Annotated in this window: 15 protein-coding genes; 9 read left to right on the plus strand and 6 right to left on the minus strand. The window is 42.7% G+C overall.

The features are described 5' to 3' along the window. Window positions 1-287 precede the first annotated feature (287 nt). Together F899_RS08875 and F899_RS08880 are read left to right on the plus strand one after the other, a co-directional pair. Entirely contained in the window at window positions 288-1,379 is a 1,092-nt protein-coding gene (locus F899_RS08875) for a zinc-binding metallopeptidase family protein (RefSeq protein ID WP_005222265.1), read from the plus strand. Window positions 1,380-1,588: 209 nt separating this feature from the next. After that, window positions 1,589-2,194, plus strand: coding sequence for a TetR/AcrR family transcriptional regulator (locus F899_RS08880; protein ID WP_005222266.1), 606 nt, complete (start codon window positions 1,589-1,591; stop codon window positions 2,192-2,194). Between the two features lie 42 nt (window positions 2,195-2,236). Here F899_RS08880 and F899_RS08885 read toward each other — a convergent pair whose 3' ends face one another. The 4 genes from F899_RS08885 to cysK form a co-directional block, all read right to left on the minus strand. Beyond that, the gene (locus F899_RS08885) at window positions 2,237-2,431 is read right to left on the minus strand and encodes a heavy-metal-associated domain-containing protein (protein WP_005222267.1); all 195 of its coding nucleotides are present in this window, start codon (window positions 2,429-2,431) and stop codon (window positions 2,237-2,239) included. 28 nt (window positions 2,432-2,459) lie between these two features. Then, window positions 2,460-2,891 (minus strand): Cu(I)-responsive transcriptional regulator, encoded by a 432-nt coding sequence (gene cueR / locus F899_RS08890; protein WP_004809488.1) that lies wholly within the window; start codon window positions 2,889-2,891, stop codon window positions 2,460-2,462. A gap of 4 nt (window positions 2,892-2,895) precedes the next feature. Further along, window positions 2,896-5,580, minus strand: a complete 2,685-nt coding sequence (locus tag F899_RS08895; protein WP_005222269.1) for a heavy metal translocating P-type ATPase — start codon at window positions 5,578-5,580, stop codon at window positions 2,896-2,898. 148 nt (window positions 5,581-5,728) lie between these two features. Then, the gene (cysK, locus tag F899_RS08900) at window positions 5,729-6,727 is read right to left on the minus strand and encodes a cysteine synthase A (protein ID WP_005222271.1); all 999 of its coding nucleotides are present in this window, start codon (window positions 6,725-6,727) and stop codon (window positions 5,729-5,731) included. 283 nt (window positions 6,728-7,010) lie between these two features. On the opposite strand from cysK, the gene F899_RS08905 reads away from it, so the two are divergent. The 5 genes from F899_RS08905 to F899_RS08925 all read left to right on the plus strand — a co-directional run bounded on the left by F899_RS08905 (window position 7,011) and on the right by F899_RS08925 (window position 12,055). Continuing rightward, the gene (locus tag F899_RS08905; protein WP_004809492.1) at window positions 7,011-7,322 is read left to right on the plus strand and encodes an ArsR/SmtB family transcription factor; all 312 of its coding nucleotides are present in this window, start codon (window positions 7,011-7,013) and stop codon (window positions 7,320-7,322) included. Between the two features lie 200 nt (window positions 7,323-7,522). Further along, on the plus strand, window positions 7,523-9,274 hold the full coding sequence (locus F899_RS08910) for a SulP family inorganic anion transporter (RefSeq protein ID WP_005222273.1): 1,752 nt from the start codon (window positions 7,523-7,525) through the stop codon (window positions 9,272-9,274). A gap of 310 nt (window positions 9,275-9,584) precedes the next feature. Then, a complete protein-coding gene (sstT, locus tag F899_RS08915; protein ID WP_005222275.1) occupies window positions 9,585-10,781 on the plus strand; it encodes a serine/threonine transporter SstT in 1,197 nt (398 codons plus the stop codon). Between the two features lie 46 nt (window positions 10,782-10,827). Beyond that, window positions 10,828-11,502, plus strand: coding sequence for a YoaK family protein (locus tag F899_RS08920; protein ID WP_005222276.1), 675 nt, complete (start codon window positions 10,828-10,830; stop codon window positions 11,500-11,502). A 16-nt stretch (window positions 11,503-11,518) separates the two neighbouring features. Further along, complete coding sequence (locus tag F899_RS08925; RefSeq protein WP_004809500.1) at window positions 11,519-12,055, plus strand: DUF2058 domain-containing protein; 537 nt, start codon at window positions 11,519-11,521, stop codon at window positions 12,053-12,055. A gap of 75 nt (window positions 12,056-12,130) precedes the next feature. On the opposite strand, the gene F899_RS08930 is transcribed toward F899_RS08925, so the two are convergent. Continuing rightward, entirely contained in the window at window positions 12,131-12,778 is a 648-nt protein-coding gene (locus tag F899_RS08930; protein ID WP_005222278.1) for a ParA family protein, read from the minus strand. Between the two features lie 155 nt (window positions 12,779-12,933). Continuing rightward, window positions 12,934-13,713, minus strand: a complete 780-nt coding sequence (locus F899_RS08935; RefSeq protein ID WP_005222280.1) for a hypothetical protein — start codon at window positions 13,711-13,713, stop codon at window positions 12,934-12,936. A gap of 358 nt (window positions 13,714-14,071) precedes the next feature. On the opposite strand from F899_RS08935, the gene F899_RS08940 reads away from it, so the two are divergent. Together F899_RS08940 and F899_RS08945 are read left to right on the plus strand one after the other, a co-directional pair. Beyond that, window positions 14,072-15,328, plus strand: a complete 1,257-nt coding sequence (locus F899_RS08940) for a mechanosensitive ion channel family protein (RefSeq protein WP_004809506.1) — start codon at window positions 14,072-14,074, stop codon at window positions 15,326-15,328. Between the two features lie 254 nt (window positions 15,329-15,582). After that, window positions 15,583-17,427, plus strand: coding sequence for an ABC transporter ATP-binding protein (locus F899_RS08945; protein WP_005222282.1), 1,845 nt, complete (start codon window positions 15,583-15,585; stop codon window positions 17,425-17,427). Window positions 17,428-17,430 lie beyond the last annotated feature (3 nt).

Below are 17,430 nucleotides of genomic sequence, written 5' to 3' on the forward strand. Positions count from 1 at the left end.
CACGTTCCAAAGCGGAACAATTGATCAAAAAACAGAAAATATTGCATCAAAATAAAGCATTTATCGTGCCAAGATATTGGATTCAATTTTCTTACATAAAAATTACGAATGACATTTCACCTATCTTCAACTGCGGCTAAAATATAAGAGCAGCCAGCTGAGTTAAGAGTTTAGTTATTTTGATTCAAGTATCTGAATTATTTAGTTTTATTTAAATGAAATGATAGCAACTGGATTTAAGTAAAACTACTCGGGCTTAGCGGTTCCACGCTTTTCACGGAGTGAAAATGAAATATTTTGAATGTCCCAAATGTGAGCATCAGATCTTTTTTTATTCAACTGAATGCCATCACTGCAAATCTCCGATTGGTTATATCGCATCGGAAAAGGACATGTGCACTTTTGAAAAAATCAGTGAAGATGAATGGATTCCGCTGAAATCAGAATATCGTGCCACGCACTATAAGCCTTGCTATAACTATACCCATTATCAGGTCTGTAACTGGATGATTCCGGGCGATTGCGATGAGGATTACTGCGAGTCCTGTCAGCTGACCCATATTATTCCCAATCTGGATGATCCTGACGTTATTACCTACTGGCGGCGACTTGAAGAGGCCAAACGGCGCTTTTTATATCTTACTCAGCGCATGAATATGATGCCGCGTCCAAAACGTACAGATGATGATGTATTTGGTCTGCGTTTTCACTTTTTATTGCCTATGGATGGTAAGCCAGTGTTAACCGGACATGCCAATGGCCTGATCACCATGAATGCCATTGAAGCAGATGTGGTGTATCGGGAAACCACGCGTATTGATATGGGTGAAAATTATCGCACTCTTTTAGGTCACTTCCGCCATGAAAGTGGGCATTTTTATTTCAGTATCATGCAGCATCTTCATCCAGAACTAATTGAAGAATTTAGACTTTATTTTGGTGATGAACGTCAGCATTATGCCACTGCGTTGCAGCGCCATTATGAAGAAGGTGCGCCAGAAAATTGGCAAGAAAAATATATCAGCACCTATGCGACGGCACACCCATGGGAAGATTGGGCCGAAACCTGGGCGCATTATCTGCATATTATGGACACTCTGGAAACCGCTTTTTATGGTGGCCTGCGTGTTGATGGAAATGGTAAAACCTTGGCCAGCATGTCCTTTAATGAATGCCCGATTGGCGGCAAAGACATTGAACACATTCTGGATAACTGGATCACTTTAACGTTTAACCTGAACGCCCTGAATCGTAGCATGGGACTGGAAGATGCCTATCCGTTTACGCTTACCGAAGTTGTGAAAAACAAGCTGCGCTTTATTCATAGTCATGTACTGGACAAAGCATTTAAAGAAGCTGATTCAAAATTACCCAGTTAAATCGCTGCCCCGTCACGTCCTAAAACAATGAGAATTATCTTCTAAATTGCCGTTTAGCCACCAGATCCTGGTCATTTTTATGAATTTAGTCAGTAAATGATCAATTATCCAACAATTTTATTACCATGCACGACCATAGTTTGATATTCATTTAATCTGAAAATAATTAGGCTGTTATTGTTCTTTTTCGACACGTTAGTAAAGATAAGATGAGTAGTGTAAGACAACAGAACTTTCTTCTGCGTAAAGAAAAAATTCTGAGCATGGCCGAGAACCTGCTTCTAGATAATAACGAAGACATTACCCTGAATGAGCTTGCCAGTGAAATGGATATTGCCAAGGGGACCATTTACAAGCATTTTAAAAGCAAAAACCAGTTATATCTGGAACTGATTATTTTAAATGAACAGCGTCTTCTAGAGATTTCCAAACGTTTTAATACTGACTTCCGGACTTATGTATTGGAATATATGCTTTATCATTTGCACAATTCCAATCGAACCATTTTACTGCATATGATTGAGGAGCGCCTGACCAATACTGAAAAAGGTCTGAAAGAACTGTTTCAGGAACTGTATCAGGTTCGTGAAGAACGGATTCTGAGTATCCGTGACCTTACTCGTGAATATCTGGATGCCAATAACAGTAACATGTCGATCCGGGATTATCTGTCTTTTATCTGGACAGTGACCTATGGCGCTTCCTTGTTACTGAATTCAACCAGCTATCAAAAAGCTATCGGTTCTCGTGAACGATTGATTGAACTCTATGTCAATCAAGCTTTAATGATTGCACCCAACAATACCTCTGTATAAAAAAGCCTGACACACAGGTCAGGCTTGCTTTCGTAGCGCTACTTATACTGCTACAGGTGGAAAACCGTCTTCAGTCAGTGCAGCAACGATTTCATCCTGATGTACGCCAGTTTCTACTTCAACCAGCTTTTTCTCTACGTCGATTTCAACACGTGCATGTTCATCCAGATCCTTGATGGTTGCAGTAACACTACGTGCACAACCGCCACAGGTCATATTTTCAATACGAAATTTCATGCGCTTATCTCCTTAGGAATGATTTATTCTAACTTGAAGTTGAGTGATGGCTGGAGGGTGGATTTGTATCCAGTCCCTGCTCGATATCTTTTAAAATTGCACAATCGGCACGCTCATCACCAGCACAACGCGCGACAGATTGCTTCAAAATTTTGACCATGGCCTGCATATCCTGAATTTTCTGTTCCAGTATAGTGATATGTTTTTGTGCCAGCTGTTTAACTTCACTGCTCTGCCGCACTTCATTCTGCCATAGGCCTAACAACTCTTTCATCTGTTCCGAGGAAAATCCCAGCTCGCGTGCATGCTGGATAAAACCGAGCATACGGATATCAGCATCACTATAGTCACGATAGCCACTTTCACTACGTTTCGGCGCAGGTAACAGACCAATCTCTTCATAATAGCGAATCATTTTGGCCGAGATACCGGATCGTTTGGCGGCTTGTCCAATATTCACTGATTTACTCCTGTGCTGATAGTGGCTGATACAGCTTTAAACGCAAGGCATTGCTGACAACAAATACCGATGATAAAGCCATTGCACCTGCGGCAAACATTGGCGAAAGCAGGATGCCAAAGAATGGATACAGGATACCCGCAGCAATTGGGATCAATGCAATATTATAGACAAAGGCCCAGAACAGGTTCTGTCGAATATTCTTGATGGTGGCCTGACTGATGCCAATGCCGGTGGCGACATGCTGCATATTGCCAGACATGAGCACTACATCTGCCGCTTCAATTGCAACATCAGTCCCCGTACCAATCGCCATGCCGACATCTGCTTGCGCGAGTGCCGGTGCATCGTTAATACCATCACCCACAAAGGTTACAATGCCATGCTCTTTTTGCAGCATTTTTACGGCATCGACTTTTTCATGAGGTAAGACTTCAGCAATCACATGATCAATCTTGAGTTGTTGTGCTACCGCATTCGCCGTATGTGGGTTATCACCCGTAATCATTGCGACTTTCAGACCTTGACGATGCAATTCTTCAATGGCTTTAAAGCTGGTATCTTTAATCGGATCAGCTACGGCAATAATAGCTGCCAGTTTTCCATTGAGCGCTGCATACAGCGGTGTCTTGCCTTCTTGTCCCAATTTAGAGGCTATTCCAGCAAAGTGCTCGGTATTTAAACCCAGCTGTTGCATCAATCGTTCAGCACCAATCTGGATATCCTGATTATTGATCTGTGCTTTAATCCCGGCGCCAGTAATCGAATCAAATTTACTTACTTCGATTAATTCGATCTGCTGCTCTTTTGCAGCCTGCACAATCGCATAGGCAATCGGATGTTCAGACTTGGCTTCTACCGAGGCGATCAGTTGTAAAACCTGCTGTTTATTAAAACCTTCTAGCACGTGAAAATCAGTCATGACAGGTTTTCCTTCTGTCAGTGTTCCGGTTTTATCGACTGCCACAACTTTAGTTTGCTGCAATAACTGTAGAGCTTCGCCTTTACGGAACAGTATCCCCATTTCTGCCGCACGACCGGTACCGACCATAATCGAGGTCGGTGTTGCCAGGCCCATGGCACATGGACAGGCAATAATCAGAACTGCCACGGCATTAACCAGTGCATAACTCAATTGTGGCTCAGGACCAAGCAGGAACCAGACTATAAAGGTCAATAAAGCCAGACCCATTACCGCAGGCACAAACCATAAGGTAACTTTATCTACAGCTGCCTGAATCGGCAGTTTGGCACCTTGCGCCTGCTCGACCATTTTAATGATCTGCGCCAGTACTGAATCTTCACCCACGGCGGTCGCACGGATTTGCAAGGTTCCATTCTGGTTAATAGTGCCGCCAACCACTCTATCATCAGTATTTTTGGCCACAGGCACCGGTTCACCCGTCACCATCGCTTCATCGACATAGCTATGACCGGAAGTCACTACACCATCTACTGCGACTTTTTCACCCGGGCGAATTTCGATGATCATATCCTGCTGGACTTCGGAAATGGGCAGGTCCAGCCATTGTCCATCCTGTAAGACACGTGCGGTTTTAGGCTGCAGGCCAATCAGGTATTGAATCGCCTGTGAGGTTTTGCCTTTGGCACGTGCTTCCAGGTAGCGACCTAACAGGATCAAGGCAATAATGACCGCTGCCGCTTCAAAATAGACATGTACGGTGGCTTGCGGCAATAAAAATGGGAAGAATGTTGCGATAACGGAAAACAGATATGCTGCCAATGTACCCACCGTTACCAGCGAGTTCATATCAGGTGCCAGTCGCAGTAAAGCTGGAATCCCATGCTGGTAGAAACGCCGCCCCGGAAACAATAATACCAAAGTGGTCAGTACAAACTGGATATACCAGCTGTTCTGCGTACCAATATTATGCACAACAAAATGATGGAAGGACGGAAGCAGATGTGATCCCATTTCCAGAATAAATACCGGTAATGCCAGCGCCAGGGCAATCCAAAGATCACGATACAATGAAGCTGTTTCTTCAGCTTTTTTATGCTGGAAATTCTGCTGCTCGGTGAAATTCACTTTTGCAGTTTTTAGCTGTGCCTCATAACCGGCTTTTTTAACCGCTTGGATCAGATTAGCAATATTCAGGTTTGAACCAGAAACCTGTGCCGTTTCAGTGGCCAGATTGACACTGGCCGCAGTGACGCCTTCCACTTTATTGAGTGCTTTTTCCACCCGAGCGACGCAGGATGCACAAGTCATCCCTTCAATATTTAGTTCAAGCTGATCTGCTTTGACATCAAAACCGGCTTTCTGAATGGCTTTGACCAAGACCTGTTGCTGTAAAGAACTGACTGCAGTGACATAAGCCTTTTCGGTAGACAGATTCACATTGGCTTCCAGCACTTCTGGAATTTTTTTGAGGGCTTTTTCAATTCGGGCAGTACAAGAGGCACAGCTCATGCCTTCAATATCCAGTTCGAATTTCTGTTGTACCACCTTAAAGCCAGCACGCTCTATTTTCTGGATAATCTCGGCACAGGGAATCACATGATCGGCACTAATCGATGCCTTTTCCGTAGATAGATTGACATGAGCCGAAACTACGCCTTCAATTTTCTTTAAAGCCTTTTCTACCCGTGCCACGCAAGAAGCACAGGTCATACCTTCAATCTGTACAGTCGTTTGATACAGTTGAGTATTCGACAGTTCCTGCATGGCACATATCCTTTATATTATTGATAGTTTGAATTTAGTTTATAGCTTAAACCTTCCCATAGTTGGAAGGTCAAGTCTTTATGTGAAAATAAAAAAGCCCGGATCATAAACCCGGGCTTTTAACGTATTGTCAAATACTTGCTAAAAATTATTCCGCAGAAATATCTTCAAATAATATCGATGACAGGTAACGTTCACCACCATCTGGCAAAATTACCACAATGTTTTTACTTGCATTTTCAGGACGCGCTGCAAGTTGTGCAGCCGCAGCCATCGCAGCACCACTTGATATACCCACCAAAATACCTTCTTGCGATGCCGTTTTACGTGCCCATTCCACTGCCGTAGTACTGTCAATCGCAATGACTTCATCTACCAGATCAAGATCAAGGTTACCAGGAATAAAGTTCGCACCGATCCCCTGGATTTTATGTGGTCCAGGCGTCAATGATTCACCACGTTTCGCCTGAGTAATAATTGGTGACTCAGCTGGCTCAACGGCAACCGAATAGATCGGCTTGTTACGGACTTTTTCGAAGTAACGTGAAATACCTGAAATGGTACCGCCAGTTCCTACACCAGCAACCAGAATATCAACATTACCGCCAGTCGCTTCCCAGATTTCTGGGCCAGTCGTTTCTTCATGAATTTTCGGGTTAGCGGGGTTTTCAAACTGTTGTGGCAAGAAATATGTTTCAGGCTGTTCAGTCACTAGACGAACCGCTTCATCTACTGCACCTTTCATGCCTTTCGCAGGTTCAGTCAAAATCAGGTTAGCGCCAAAGGCTTTGACCACTTTACGGCGTTCGATACTCATGCTGGCTGGCATAGTCAGTGTAAGTGGATAGCCTTTTGCTGCAGCAACGAAAGCCAGTGCAATACCGGTATTGCCACTGGTTGGTTCAACAATGTGCATGCCTGGTTTTAACTTACCAGATTTTTCAGCATCTGCAATCAGCGCTGCACCAATACGGCATTTCACCGAAAATGCCGGATTACGGCTCTCAACTTTCGCGAGTACAGTTGCTCCACCTGTGATGGCACGGTTAATGCGCACAAGAGGTGTATTGCCAATGGCTTCTGCATTGTTACTGTAAACCGCTATTCCCAGATTGTTGGGCGTAGGAAATGCTGCATCTGTACTCATTAGTATATCCCTGATGTTATTAGCTCGAAGTGCACTATCATCATACAAGTATTTTCAGATTTTGTAGAAGAAAGTGGAATCTGTACTCTATTATGGCAAATCAACTGTTATATAAGTTATTAATATAAAATAAAAATAACTGATTACTTAATGTCAAATATATAATTTTTATTGATATTTAAATTCACAAAAAGCCATAAAAATAAGTGATTTTTACCAAATGTTTAAGGATTCAGACCTTTATAATCATTCGCGCTGTATTTTATCTCTATGGACATTCTGAATGAATACCGATCTTGAAATCACCACCATGCGTGATTCAGCTGATCAGGTGGTTGGCATCCTGAAATCTCTTGCAAACACTGACCGTCTCATCATCCTATGTCATCTTTCCCAAGCGGAACTCAACGTTTCCCAAATTGAAAATCTCACCCACATCCAGCAACCTACACTTTCCCAGCAATTGATGATGTTACGTAAAAGTGATGTGGTCAGTACCCGCCGCGATGGTAAGCAAATTTTCTATTCTATTAAAGATCAGAATCTGGTGGTCATCCTGAATACGCTGTATCAATTGTACTGTGCAAAAGCTTAAGCATTTTATCTAGAGTCTAAACATTCCTCTTAGCACTGGAGATGATCTTCAATATGTAGATCATCTCTTTGAGACAGAATTATTGCTAAGAACTGGTCAGGTCATTTTTTATATGAGGGTTGATCAAGCTCCACTTTTATCCATGATTTCTTAGCAGAAAATGTGCATAATATATCTATATTTGTGATTTAGACTTTTATATGTCCAATTCGAAGTCAAAACTGCTGCAATTATTACCGGCCTGGTCATGGTTAAGCCACTATAGTCCGGTTAAATTCAAGTCCGACGTGCTGGCTTCGTTAATTGTGGTTGCCATGCTGGTGCCGCAAGGTATGGCGTATGCCATGCTGGCTGGATTGCCGCCGATCATGGGGCTATATGCCAGTATCCTGCCTATGATTCTGTACGCTATGCTAGGTAGTAGCAGTACCTTGTCGATTGGTCCTGTGGCCATCATTTCCATGATGACCTTCGCCACGCTGAATCCTTTATTTGAAGTCGGTTCACCCGTCTATATCGAAGCAGCAACTTTATTGGCGCTGATGGTCGGAATCATTTCCCTATTATTAGGCTTAATGCGTTTTGGTTTTTTGATTCAGCTGATTAGCCATCCGGTAATTCAGAGTTTTATTATTGCTTCTGCGCTGCTGATTGCGGTTGGACAGTTTAAGTTTCTGGTCGATGTGCCATTACAAGCCAATAATCTTCAGCAATTTGTGTTTAGCCTGTTGGAATATCTCCATCTGATTCACTGGCCAAGTCTGGTTTTTGGGCTGCTGTCCATTGGCCTGCTGATCTATCTTCCAAAAATTCTGAAATCCCAGTCTGTACAAAGCCGGATTGGATCGACTGATTTTCTGGTGCGTGCTGTACCATTAATGCTAGTCGCTTTAGGTATTTTGGCTGTGGTGTATCTAAATCTGCAAATACAAGGGATCAAAACGGTAGGTGCAATTCCTTCCGGATTTCCACCTTTAAGTTTTCCACACTGGAACTGGGATTTAGTGCTCACCTTGCTGCCAGGCGCGACCATGATTGCGATGATCAGTTTTGTGGAATCGCTGTCTATCGCGCAAGCAACAGCATTACAGCAACGTAGCCAGCTAAACAGTAACCAGGAACTGATTGCACTGGGTATTGCCAATATTAGTGCCGGAGTCAGTTCTGCCTTTCCAGTTACTGGTAGCTTGTCACGTACTGTAGTCAACGCAGATGCTGGTGCCAGAACGCCAATGGCGGGTGTACTGTCTTCTCTGCTGATTATTTTGGTCAGCCTGTTTTTTACTGGTTTCTTTGAAGAGCTGCCACTGGCGATTCTTGCAGCCACGATCATTGTATCGATCTGGAAACTGGTTGATTTCCAGCCCTTTATGAACGCTTGGCGCTATTCCAAAGCAGACGGGATTGCCATGTGGGTAACTTTCTTTGGTGTGGTGCTGATTGATATCTCGACAGGTCTGATTATTGGCATTATTTCCACCTTCGTGCTGATGCTGTTGCGTATTTCCCGTCCGCATATTGCAGTAGTCGGCCTGATTGAAGGCACCCAGCATTTCCGCAATGTGCAGCGCCATCAGGTGCTGACCTCAGATCAGGTGCTTTCCTTGCGTATTGATGAAAATCTAAGCTTCCTGAATGCTAATGCCTTTAAAGGCTTTTTGATTAATGCAGTCAGTGGTAAAGACCAGCTCGAGCATGTCATTTTGAACTGTTCCAGTATCAGTGCCATTGACCTTAGTGCTCTGGAAATGCTGGAAGATCTGAATACAGAACTGTCCAAACTCAATATTCGTCTACACTTTGCGGAAGTGAAAGGACCAGTCATGGATCGCTTACAGGAATCCAAATTGCTTAAACATCTCAGTGGACAGATTTATCTGACGCACTATCAGGCAATTCGGGATCTCTCTCCCGATCTGTTTAATGATCACAGTAAAGATTATTCCATTTAACTCATTTGACTGTTCCAGGAACAACGTGATTAATTTTGAAGGCATCTCGTAGTATCAGCAAAATTGATCACTTTTTTAAGAGCATTTCTATAATAAATATATGGTATACATTTTCATCTTAAAATTTTGTCCAAAACTTGATTTTGATTAAATTATAGACAAAAAATATAGGTGGTTTTCTATAATTATTATTTATTTTCATAAACTTATATTTAAACTAAAAATATATTTTAAGCACATAGAATTTTAAGTATAAAATAACGCAAATTTTTTCCGCATTTAGCCCTCGTAATTTACACAAGGCAACCTTATGTTCTCTGCCCTTTCGCGTATGAGTTTAGTCTCCCGAATCATCATTGCCATTATACTTGGTATTGGTGTCGCGCTGGTTTTTCCAGAATATGCGCCCTACCTCAGTCTGCTAGGCGACCTTTTTATTAAAGCTCTTAAATCTGTCGCTCCTGTCCTCGTTTTCATTTTAGTTCTGGCTTCCATTGCTAACTTTAAAGTGGGTCAAGGAAACTCCCGTATGCGCCCGATCATGTACATGTATGCGATCGGCATGTTCCTGGCCGCAGTGAGTGCTGTAATTGCCAGCATCATGTTTCCAAGTACGCTGTTCCTGGACGTCGCTGCACAAGGTGACTTACAGCCACCAGGCAGTTTAAGTGAAATCCTGAAAAATCTGCTGCTCAGCTTTGTTGCGAACCCGGTGGTTGCAATTGCTGAAGCAAATTTCATTGGTATTCTGGCTTGGGCTGTGGCACTGGGCATTGCATTCCGTCATGCATCTGAAACCACTAAAACCGTATTAAATGATGCAGCAAATGCCATTAACCATGTGATCCGTCTGGTAATTAGCTTTGCACCTGTCGGTATTTTTGGTCTGGTAGCAGTTACTTTTGCCGAAGCGGGTCTGGAAACTTTAGAAAGCTACGGTCATTTGCTGGCAGTATTGCTTGGTACGATGGCCTTCGTAGCACTGGTGGTGAATCCATTACTGGTTGCATTGGTGACACGTGCCAATCCTTATCCACTAGTCTTTACCTGCTTGCGCGAAAGTGGCATCACTGCATTCTTTACCCGTAGCTCAGCTGCAAATATTCCGGTAAATCTGGATCTGGCGAAACGCTTAGGTGTGTCTGAATCCACTTCAAGTGTAGCCATTCCACTGGGTGCAGCCATTAACATGGCGGGTGCATCTGTAACCATTACCGTGTTATCGCTTGCAGCGGTAAATACGTTAGGCATTCATGTTGATTTAACCACCATGATTATTCTTTCTGTGGTTGCAACTGTTTCTGCCTGTGGTGCCTCTGGTGTTGCCGGCGGTTCATTGCTGCTGATTCCAGTTGCATGTGGTCTGTTTGGTATTTCTTCTGATATCGCAATGCAGGTCGTTGCAATCGGTATGGTGATTAGCGTATTGCAGGATTCAACTGAAACTGCACTCAACTCATCAACTGACGTTTTATTTACTACAGCTGTAGACCGCGCATCTAATTGATCTTATATTGATAATTCAATATTTTGCCAATAGATGTTGAGTTCTTATGCCATTACAGCGTTTACCCATCTGGGTTCAACTGGGTGCATTTTTTCTTGCCGTGAATGCCGGCATGATTAATGTACTCGGTCTGGTTACTCTCCTGCACCAATCCGTTTCCCATATGACCGGCAATATCAGTATGCTGGCCATGGCACTGGTGCAATGGCAGCCTGAACAGATTCTCTATCTGTGCCTGGTTACTGCGTGTTATGTCATTGGCTCAATGTATAGCGGTCTTATCTTGGGAAATAGCCACTTTCAGCTAGGCCGCCGTTATGGATATCCGCTTAGTCTGGTGGCTCTTTTTATTATCCTGTGCTGGATCTTGTTACCATATTTTCCTCATTATGGCTTGCTGTGGGCCTGTGTGGCGATGGGTGTGCAAAATGCCATGGTCAGTCACTATAAAGGCACGATTATCCGCACTACGCATTTATCTGGTGTATTAACCGATCTTGGGCTGTCATTAGGCTATAAGTTGCGTGGACTGGAAGTCGAATTTCGACGGACTATCCTTCATTTACTGATCCTGATCGGATTTTTAATTGGCGGTGTTCTTGCCAGCTGTATTTATCCTTATTTAAAATTAAACGCATTCCTGATCCCGGCAGCACTCAGCCTTAGTCTAAGCCTGATTTACTGGATCATTTATTTACGTTATCGACGCTTAAAGCATTAATTCTCTGGAAATACTCATGGTTAAAAACGCACTACAGGCACAATTGTTAAAGGCAGGTCTGGTCGATAATAAGAAAGCAAAAAAATTGTCAAAGCAGGCCGTTCATGAAAAGCGCACTGGTGATAGCAGTGAAGCTGAAATCAAGGCGAAAATTGAACAGGCCAAACAGGAAAAGCTGGCAAAAGATCAGGCCATTGAACAAGAGAAAAAGGCAGCGCTGCAGGAAAAAGAACTCAAAGCTGCCATCATGCAAATGATCAATCAGCATAAAATTCGGGATACTGATGGGGAGATTTCCTATCAGTTTATTGATGATTCTAAAATCAAGAAAGTCTATCTGAATCAGCAAATTTATAATGCCCTGGTTGCAGGCAGTTTGGTGATCGCCCGCGAAAATGACAGCTATGCTTTCCTGCCTAAAGCGCTGGCGGATCGTATCAATGCCAAAATGGAAGGCTTCATCATTGTGAATAATTCTGAGAAGAATGAACAGACCACCGATGAAGAAGATCCATATGCAGCATATGTGATTCCGGATGACCTGATGTGGTAATCCATGAAAGCCAAAAGCTCCCTATTTCGGGAGCTTTTTTTAAGCACTATTAACATAATGATTCGAGGTAGACAATCAAACTGGCTGTGCTGTATCAGCCATTAGCTCCTGAATAAATTGATCAAAACGTTGCCCTTGTGCTGGTGAATGTTCCCAGATGCTACAGCCCAAGTTTTTTGCATCATCAAAGGCTTCATCCTCATAAATAATAGTATTCAAAGAATGTGCACCAGGAATGCCTTTGAGTAAATTCTGATTTGCTTCAATTTGCGAGATTTCGATCTGCTGAGGTACACGCATCAGTATTCCATAGACTTTTAACTGGGTATTGAACTGTGCAACACTGATGGCCAGTTGCAGCATCTCAGTATACATCTCCTGCTCTTCAGCCTCTGCTGACATAGGAATAATCAGTTTATCTGCTCGCATTAACACCGAGCGCAATGCATAACTATCATGCCCGGCGATATCAATCACGATATCATCATATTGAGTTTTGACCTGTTCTACACGCCGCATTAACTCATCTGGATGGTCTTTTAAAGAAATATGTTCAAAGCCAAAACCTGTACGATGCAAAGCCACCCATTCAAAATTCTGCTTGTCGTCATCAGTATCAATATAGAGTGTTCTGGCTTGAAGACGCAGATATTCTGTCAGATTCATCGCCAAGGTACTTTTACCTGACCCTCGTTTCGGGCTGGTCACCACAAAGATCGTCATGTTATTCCCGCATTTTTAATCAAAAATATTATTAAATACTTAAAATAATTATGGTTTTAAAATGAATGATTTAATTTAAAAAGTCAAAACTCATTTTCATTAGACTGTAAAAAAGCACCCTCAGATGCTTTGTTTAAAAAGCTTTCTAACTGAGATCAATTTTGAGTTTTCTGTCCAATAAACAGAATTGCATCCTGCTGATTGCTGTTCTCGGCCATCATATAAATTGACTGGCTATCAATCTGATTCAGCAATATCCCATCTACTTGCTGTGCCCCATTCAAACAGTCGGAACTTGCAGAACCTGTTAAGACCAGATGAATATTAAAATATGGTGCATTGTTTTCCGAACTCACTCTTCCTGCAAATGCACATTTGTCCTGATCGCCGACAATTCCTGTCACCACTCCGCTACGGTCGATATTGACTGTAGTAATTACATTATTGGTTAAAGTTGTAGTTCGACCGCTATAGCGCCCTTGCAGGCTGGATATACTGGTATTGTCACGACTGTAATCTCTATTATAAATAAGGTTAAAAGGCCGATTATTGGTATTATTGACATTTCCCTGCAGGTTCTTTTCCGGCGTATAATGACCATTCAGGGTTACACTAGCAGTTTGATTGAAGGCAAAATTATAGTCGCGAATGTTGGTCGCACTAAAGCGATTGCCCGATAAAGAAAACTGCCCACGCATGATACCGGTATAACCATTATCTGCTGGCAGTGAATACAATAACCAGAAATTACTATTTTTCTCGATCACACCCAGAATAGAGCGCGGACTCAGATTTTCATCTGTAAAACTGCCGAGATAGACACCTGTCAAGCGGCTTGAGGATGAACCATCTACACCTCTAAAAATATCATCATTCCCATCACCGCAGGCATTCAGCGCTAAGGCTAGACCGACAATTGCTAACTGTTTTTGCATAATTCTACCCTTTGTATTTTTGTAGGAGGGTGATCTTTGATGTGCATCTTTGTCATAGCTGGGCTACTTAGAAGCTGATATGAAATGCCGATAAAGTCTCCTGTTCATCTGATGTAATTAACAGTTTTAAAACTTTCCTGATCATTTCAACAAGTCATAAGGATGACCGCTGGTTAATCAAATTTTAAATAAGCAGGATCTGCTTCTCTATCCGTTTTTGTATCTTTTTATAAGCATAATATTGAAGGATCAAAATGCTGTAACGGGACAGATATGTTTTAAAACGTTATTCAAGGTTAATAAATAATTTCTAAGCCTATAAACTGTATGGCATTTTTACATTGAAGAGAAAGATCAGTTGGAACAGTTTAGATTTATTCAGAACATTCAAGATTGGGCAGATCAATACCCTTGGCTGGAAATGCTGTCTTCTTTAAGCATTGTGATTGCGGTGGCTTTTATCGCCAATCTGTTTGCCAAACAGGTTGTTGTTCGTGGAATTCGTAAACTGATTTCCAAATTACCTTTTGCCAACAACACGATCTTTGCGGAACACAGTGTAATTCGCCGTATTGCCAATATTGTACCCGCCATTGTGATTATGAATGGGATCAGCACGGTTCCACACTTGTCAGATAAAGTGCAGACCTTTGTACAGATGGGCGCTCAGGCTTTTATTTTTCTAACCATTGCCCTAGCACTGGGTGAATTGCTGAATATTTTTAACCTGATTTATCAGCGCAACCCCAAATCACGCAATAAACCGATTAAAGGCTATTTGCAGCTAGTGAAACTGCTGATTTTTATTGTCTGTGGATTGATGATTCTGGGTACCTTCCTGAAAAAGGATGTGTTTACTTTGCTGGCGGGTTTCGGTGCGATGGCTGCCGTGCTGATGCTGGTGTTTCAGAACACGATTCTTTCATTGGTGGCTTCAGTACAGATTTCTTCTTATGACATGGTGCGTATCGGTGACTGGATTGAAATGCCTTCACTGAATGCGGATGGTGATGTAATTGATATGTCATTACATACTGTGACCGTGCAAAACTTTGACAAAACTGTTACGACCATTCCAACCAATAAGTTAGTGACGGATACGTTTAAAAACTGGCGAGGAATGCAGGAAGCTGGTGCGCGTCGTATCAAACGTTCGATTCATATTGATCAAAGCAGCGTGCATTTTATGAGTGAGGAAGAACAGACCAAACTCAAAAACTTTATCCTGCTGGATCATTATCTGAATACCAAGACTGAAGAACTGGTCAAATTCAACCAGCAGTTACAGCATAATTCCCAATATAATCAGCGCCGTTTAACCAATTTAGGAACGTTCCGTGCCTATCTGGAATTTTATCTGCAACAGCATCCGGGTATTACTAAAGACTTTTCTCTAATGGTGCGTCAATTACAGCCGACCAGTGAAGGCTTACCGCTAGAAATCTATGCCTTTACCAATACCACGGTGTGGACTGAATATGAGAATATTCAGTCTGATATTATGGATCATGTATTGGCAATTATTCCGGAATTTGGCCTGAAAGTGTATCAGGCACCTTCAGGCAGCGATTTTAAGGAAGTATTTACAGCGCCTGCTTCGCCAATTATTACTTAATTTAAACGCAGTTACTCCAAGCCTGAAATGATACGTCATCTCAGGCTTTTTTTATTGACGTAGCTATGCAATTTCATCGATGTTTTTTTAAATTTTTTATTTACCTGAAATCAACTTTTCTAGGTTTTAAACTTTGCAACCTAAAGTTTGATTTAGTTAATCATTTTGTGGCAATTTCACCTTAATTCAGCCTTATAAAAACAGAATCCTTTATAATCCGTGAAAAGCAAAATGCATGAGAAAAGAGCACACTAATGTTTCGATGGCTTGAACGGCTGGTAGATCCCTATCCCACCAAAAATCTGAACCAACCCTTGCCCACCAGTTTTTTCCCTTTTGTCTGGCAAGCGGCTTATGGCGTACGCCGTTATCTGTTGATTCTTGTCCTTTGTACTGCCGGTGCAGCCAGTTTCGAGGCCTTGCTATATGCTAAAATTGGCGATCTGGTCAATTGGCTCAGCCAAAGTCAGCCAGACACCTTTTTGGAGCAACATGCGGCCAACCTGACTTTACTCACTGTAGTCCTGCTGGCCAATATTTTCTTTGCCAGTGCGCAGTCCTTGATCAAGCACCAGATTTTATACAGTAATTTCCCAATGCGTTTGCGCTGGCGTTTCCATAATCTGCTGCTCAAGCAAAGCCTAGATTTCTTCCACAATGACTTTGCCGGTCGTTTATCTGCCAAGGTCATGCAGACCTCACTAGCGATCCGTGAATTCTGGGTCATTCTCGGCGATATGCTGGCCTATGTAGTGATTTATTTCATTACCATTAACATCGTACTCGGTTCAATTTCTGCTTATCTGATTATTCCACTGATGGTGTGGCTGCTGCTGTTTATCTGTGCTGCCAGCTATTTTATTCCCCGTCTCAGCAAAATCTCACATGAACAGGCCGATGCCCGTGCGGTAATGACTGGCCGTGTGACCGATGCCTATACCAATATTCAGACCGTTAAACTTTTTGCTCATGCAGGCCGTGAAAGCCAGTATGCCAAAGCATCCATGCAAGAGTTTATGGTGACGGTTTATAAACAGATGCGACTGGGTGCCCAGTATGAAATCAGTATTTTGCTACTGAGCCTCGTACTCTATGGCGGTGTATTAGGGACAGCGATCTGGTTATGGATGGAAGGTCAGGCTCAGCTCGGCATTATTGCTGCAACTACGGCGATGGTACTGAAACTGAACAGTATTGCCGAATTCCTGATGTGGCAAACCTCGCAATTGTTTGAAAATGTCGGAACCATTCAGGACGGCATGGGAACTCTGGGTAAATCAATTTCGATTCAGGACAAGCCGGATGCCAAAGAACTGGAACTGAAACAGGGTGAAATCAAATTTGATAATGTTTGCTTTGCCTATAATGACAAAAATGTGATTGATGGTTTGAACCTGACCATACGACCAGGTGAAAAAATCGGTGTGGTGGGTCGTTCTGGTGCCGGTAAATCTACCCTGATTCAGCTATTGCTGAATTTCTATCGTATTGACCAAGGTCGTATTTTAATCGATGGACAAAATATTGAAGATGTGACTCAAGATAGCCTGCGCAAGAATATTGCCATGGTGACACAGGACACTTCACTGTTACATCGTAGTGTGGCTGAAAATATAAAATATGGCCGTCCGAATGCGACAGATGAAGAAATGTTTGAGGCGGTGCGTAAAGCTGAGGCAGAGGAATTCATTCCGCAACTAAGCGATATGCGCGGTAAGCGTGGTTATGAGGCCTATGTTGGCGAGCGTGGCGTCAAGCTGTCTGGTGGTCAGCGTCAGCGTATTGCGATTGCCCGTGTCTTTCTGAAAGATGCACCTATTCTGATTCTGGATGAAGCAACCAGTGCACTGGATTCAGAAGTTGAAGCAGCAATTCAGAGCAGTCTGGATGAGCTGATGAAAGGTAAAACTGTGATTGCGATTGCTCACCGTCTTTCTACTATTGCGCAAATGGACCGGTTGATTGTGCTGGATCAGGGTAAGATTGTTGAACAAGGCACACATGATGAACTGGTGGCATTGAATGGAATTTATGCGCATCTGTGGCAACGTCAGACTGGCGGATTTTTAATGGAACACGACACAAAAAAACAAGGATAGAAC

The organism is Acinetobacter sp. CIP 101934 (genome assembly GCF_000369585.1).
Classification (GTDB): Bacteria; Pseudomonadota; Gammaproteobacteria; order Pseudomonadales; family Moraxellaceae; genus Acinetobacter; species Acinetobacter schindleri.

Excerpts from the sequence above, each read along its gene's own strand:
- F899_RS08885 (WP_005222267.1), bottom strand. The coding sequence starts at position 2,431 with ATGAAATTTCGTATTGAAAATATGACCTGTGGCGGTTGTGCACGTAGT.
- F899_RS08925 (WP_004809500.1), top strand. The coding sequence starts at position 11,519 with ATGGTTAAAAACGCACTACAGGCACAATTGTTAAAGGCAGGTCTGGTC.
- F899_RS08895 (WP_005222269.1), bottom strand. The coding sequence starts at position 5,580 with ATGCAGGAACTGTCGAATACTCAACTGTATCAAACGACTGTACAGATT.
- F899_RS08905 (WP_004809492.1), top strand. The coding sequence starts at position 7,011 with ATGAATACCGATCTTGAAATCACCACCATGCGTGATTCAGCTGATCAG.
- F899_RS08880 (WP_005222266.1), top strand. The coding sequence starts at position 1,589 with ATGAGTAGTGTAAGACAACAGAACTTTCTTCTGCGTAAAGAAAAAATT.
- F899_RS08875 (WP_005222265.1), top strand. The coding sequence starts at position 288 with ATGAAATATTTTGAATGTCCCAAATGTGAGCATCAGATCTTTTTTTAT.
- cysK (WP_005222271.1), bottom strand. The coding sequence starts at position 6,727 with ATGAGTACAGATGCAGCATTTCCTACGCCCAACAATCTGGGAATAGCG.
- F899_RS08935 (WP_005222280.1), bottom strand. The coding sequence starts at position 13,713 with ATGCAAAAACAGTTAGCAATTGTCGGTCTAGCCTTAGCGCTGAATGCC.
- F899_RS08930 (WP_005222278.1), bottom strand. The coding sequence starts at position 12,778 with ATGACGATCTTTGTGGTGACCAGCCCGAAACGAGGGTCAGGTAAAAGT.
- sstT (WP_005222275.1), top strand. The coding sequence starts at position 9,585 with ATGTTCTCTGCCCTTTCGCGTATGAGTTTAGTCTCCCGAATCATCATT.
- F899_RS08910 (WP_005222273.1), top strand. The coding sequence starts at position 7,523 with ATGTCCAATTCGAAGTCAAAACTGCTGCAATTATTACCGGCCTGGTCA.
- F899_RS08920 (WP_005222276.1), top strand. The coding sequence starts at position 10,828 with ATGCCATTACAGCGTTTACCCATCTGGGTTCAACTGGGTGCATTTTTT.
- F899_RS08945 (WP_005222282.1), top strand. The coding sequence starts at position 15,583 with ATGTTTCGATGGCTTGAACGGCTGGTAGATCCCTATCCCACCAAAAAT.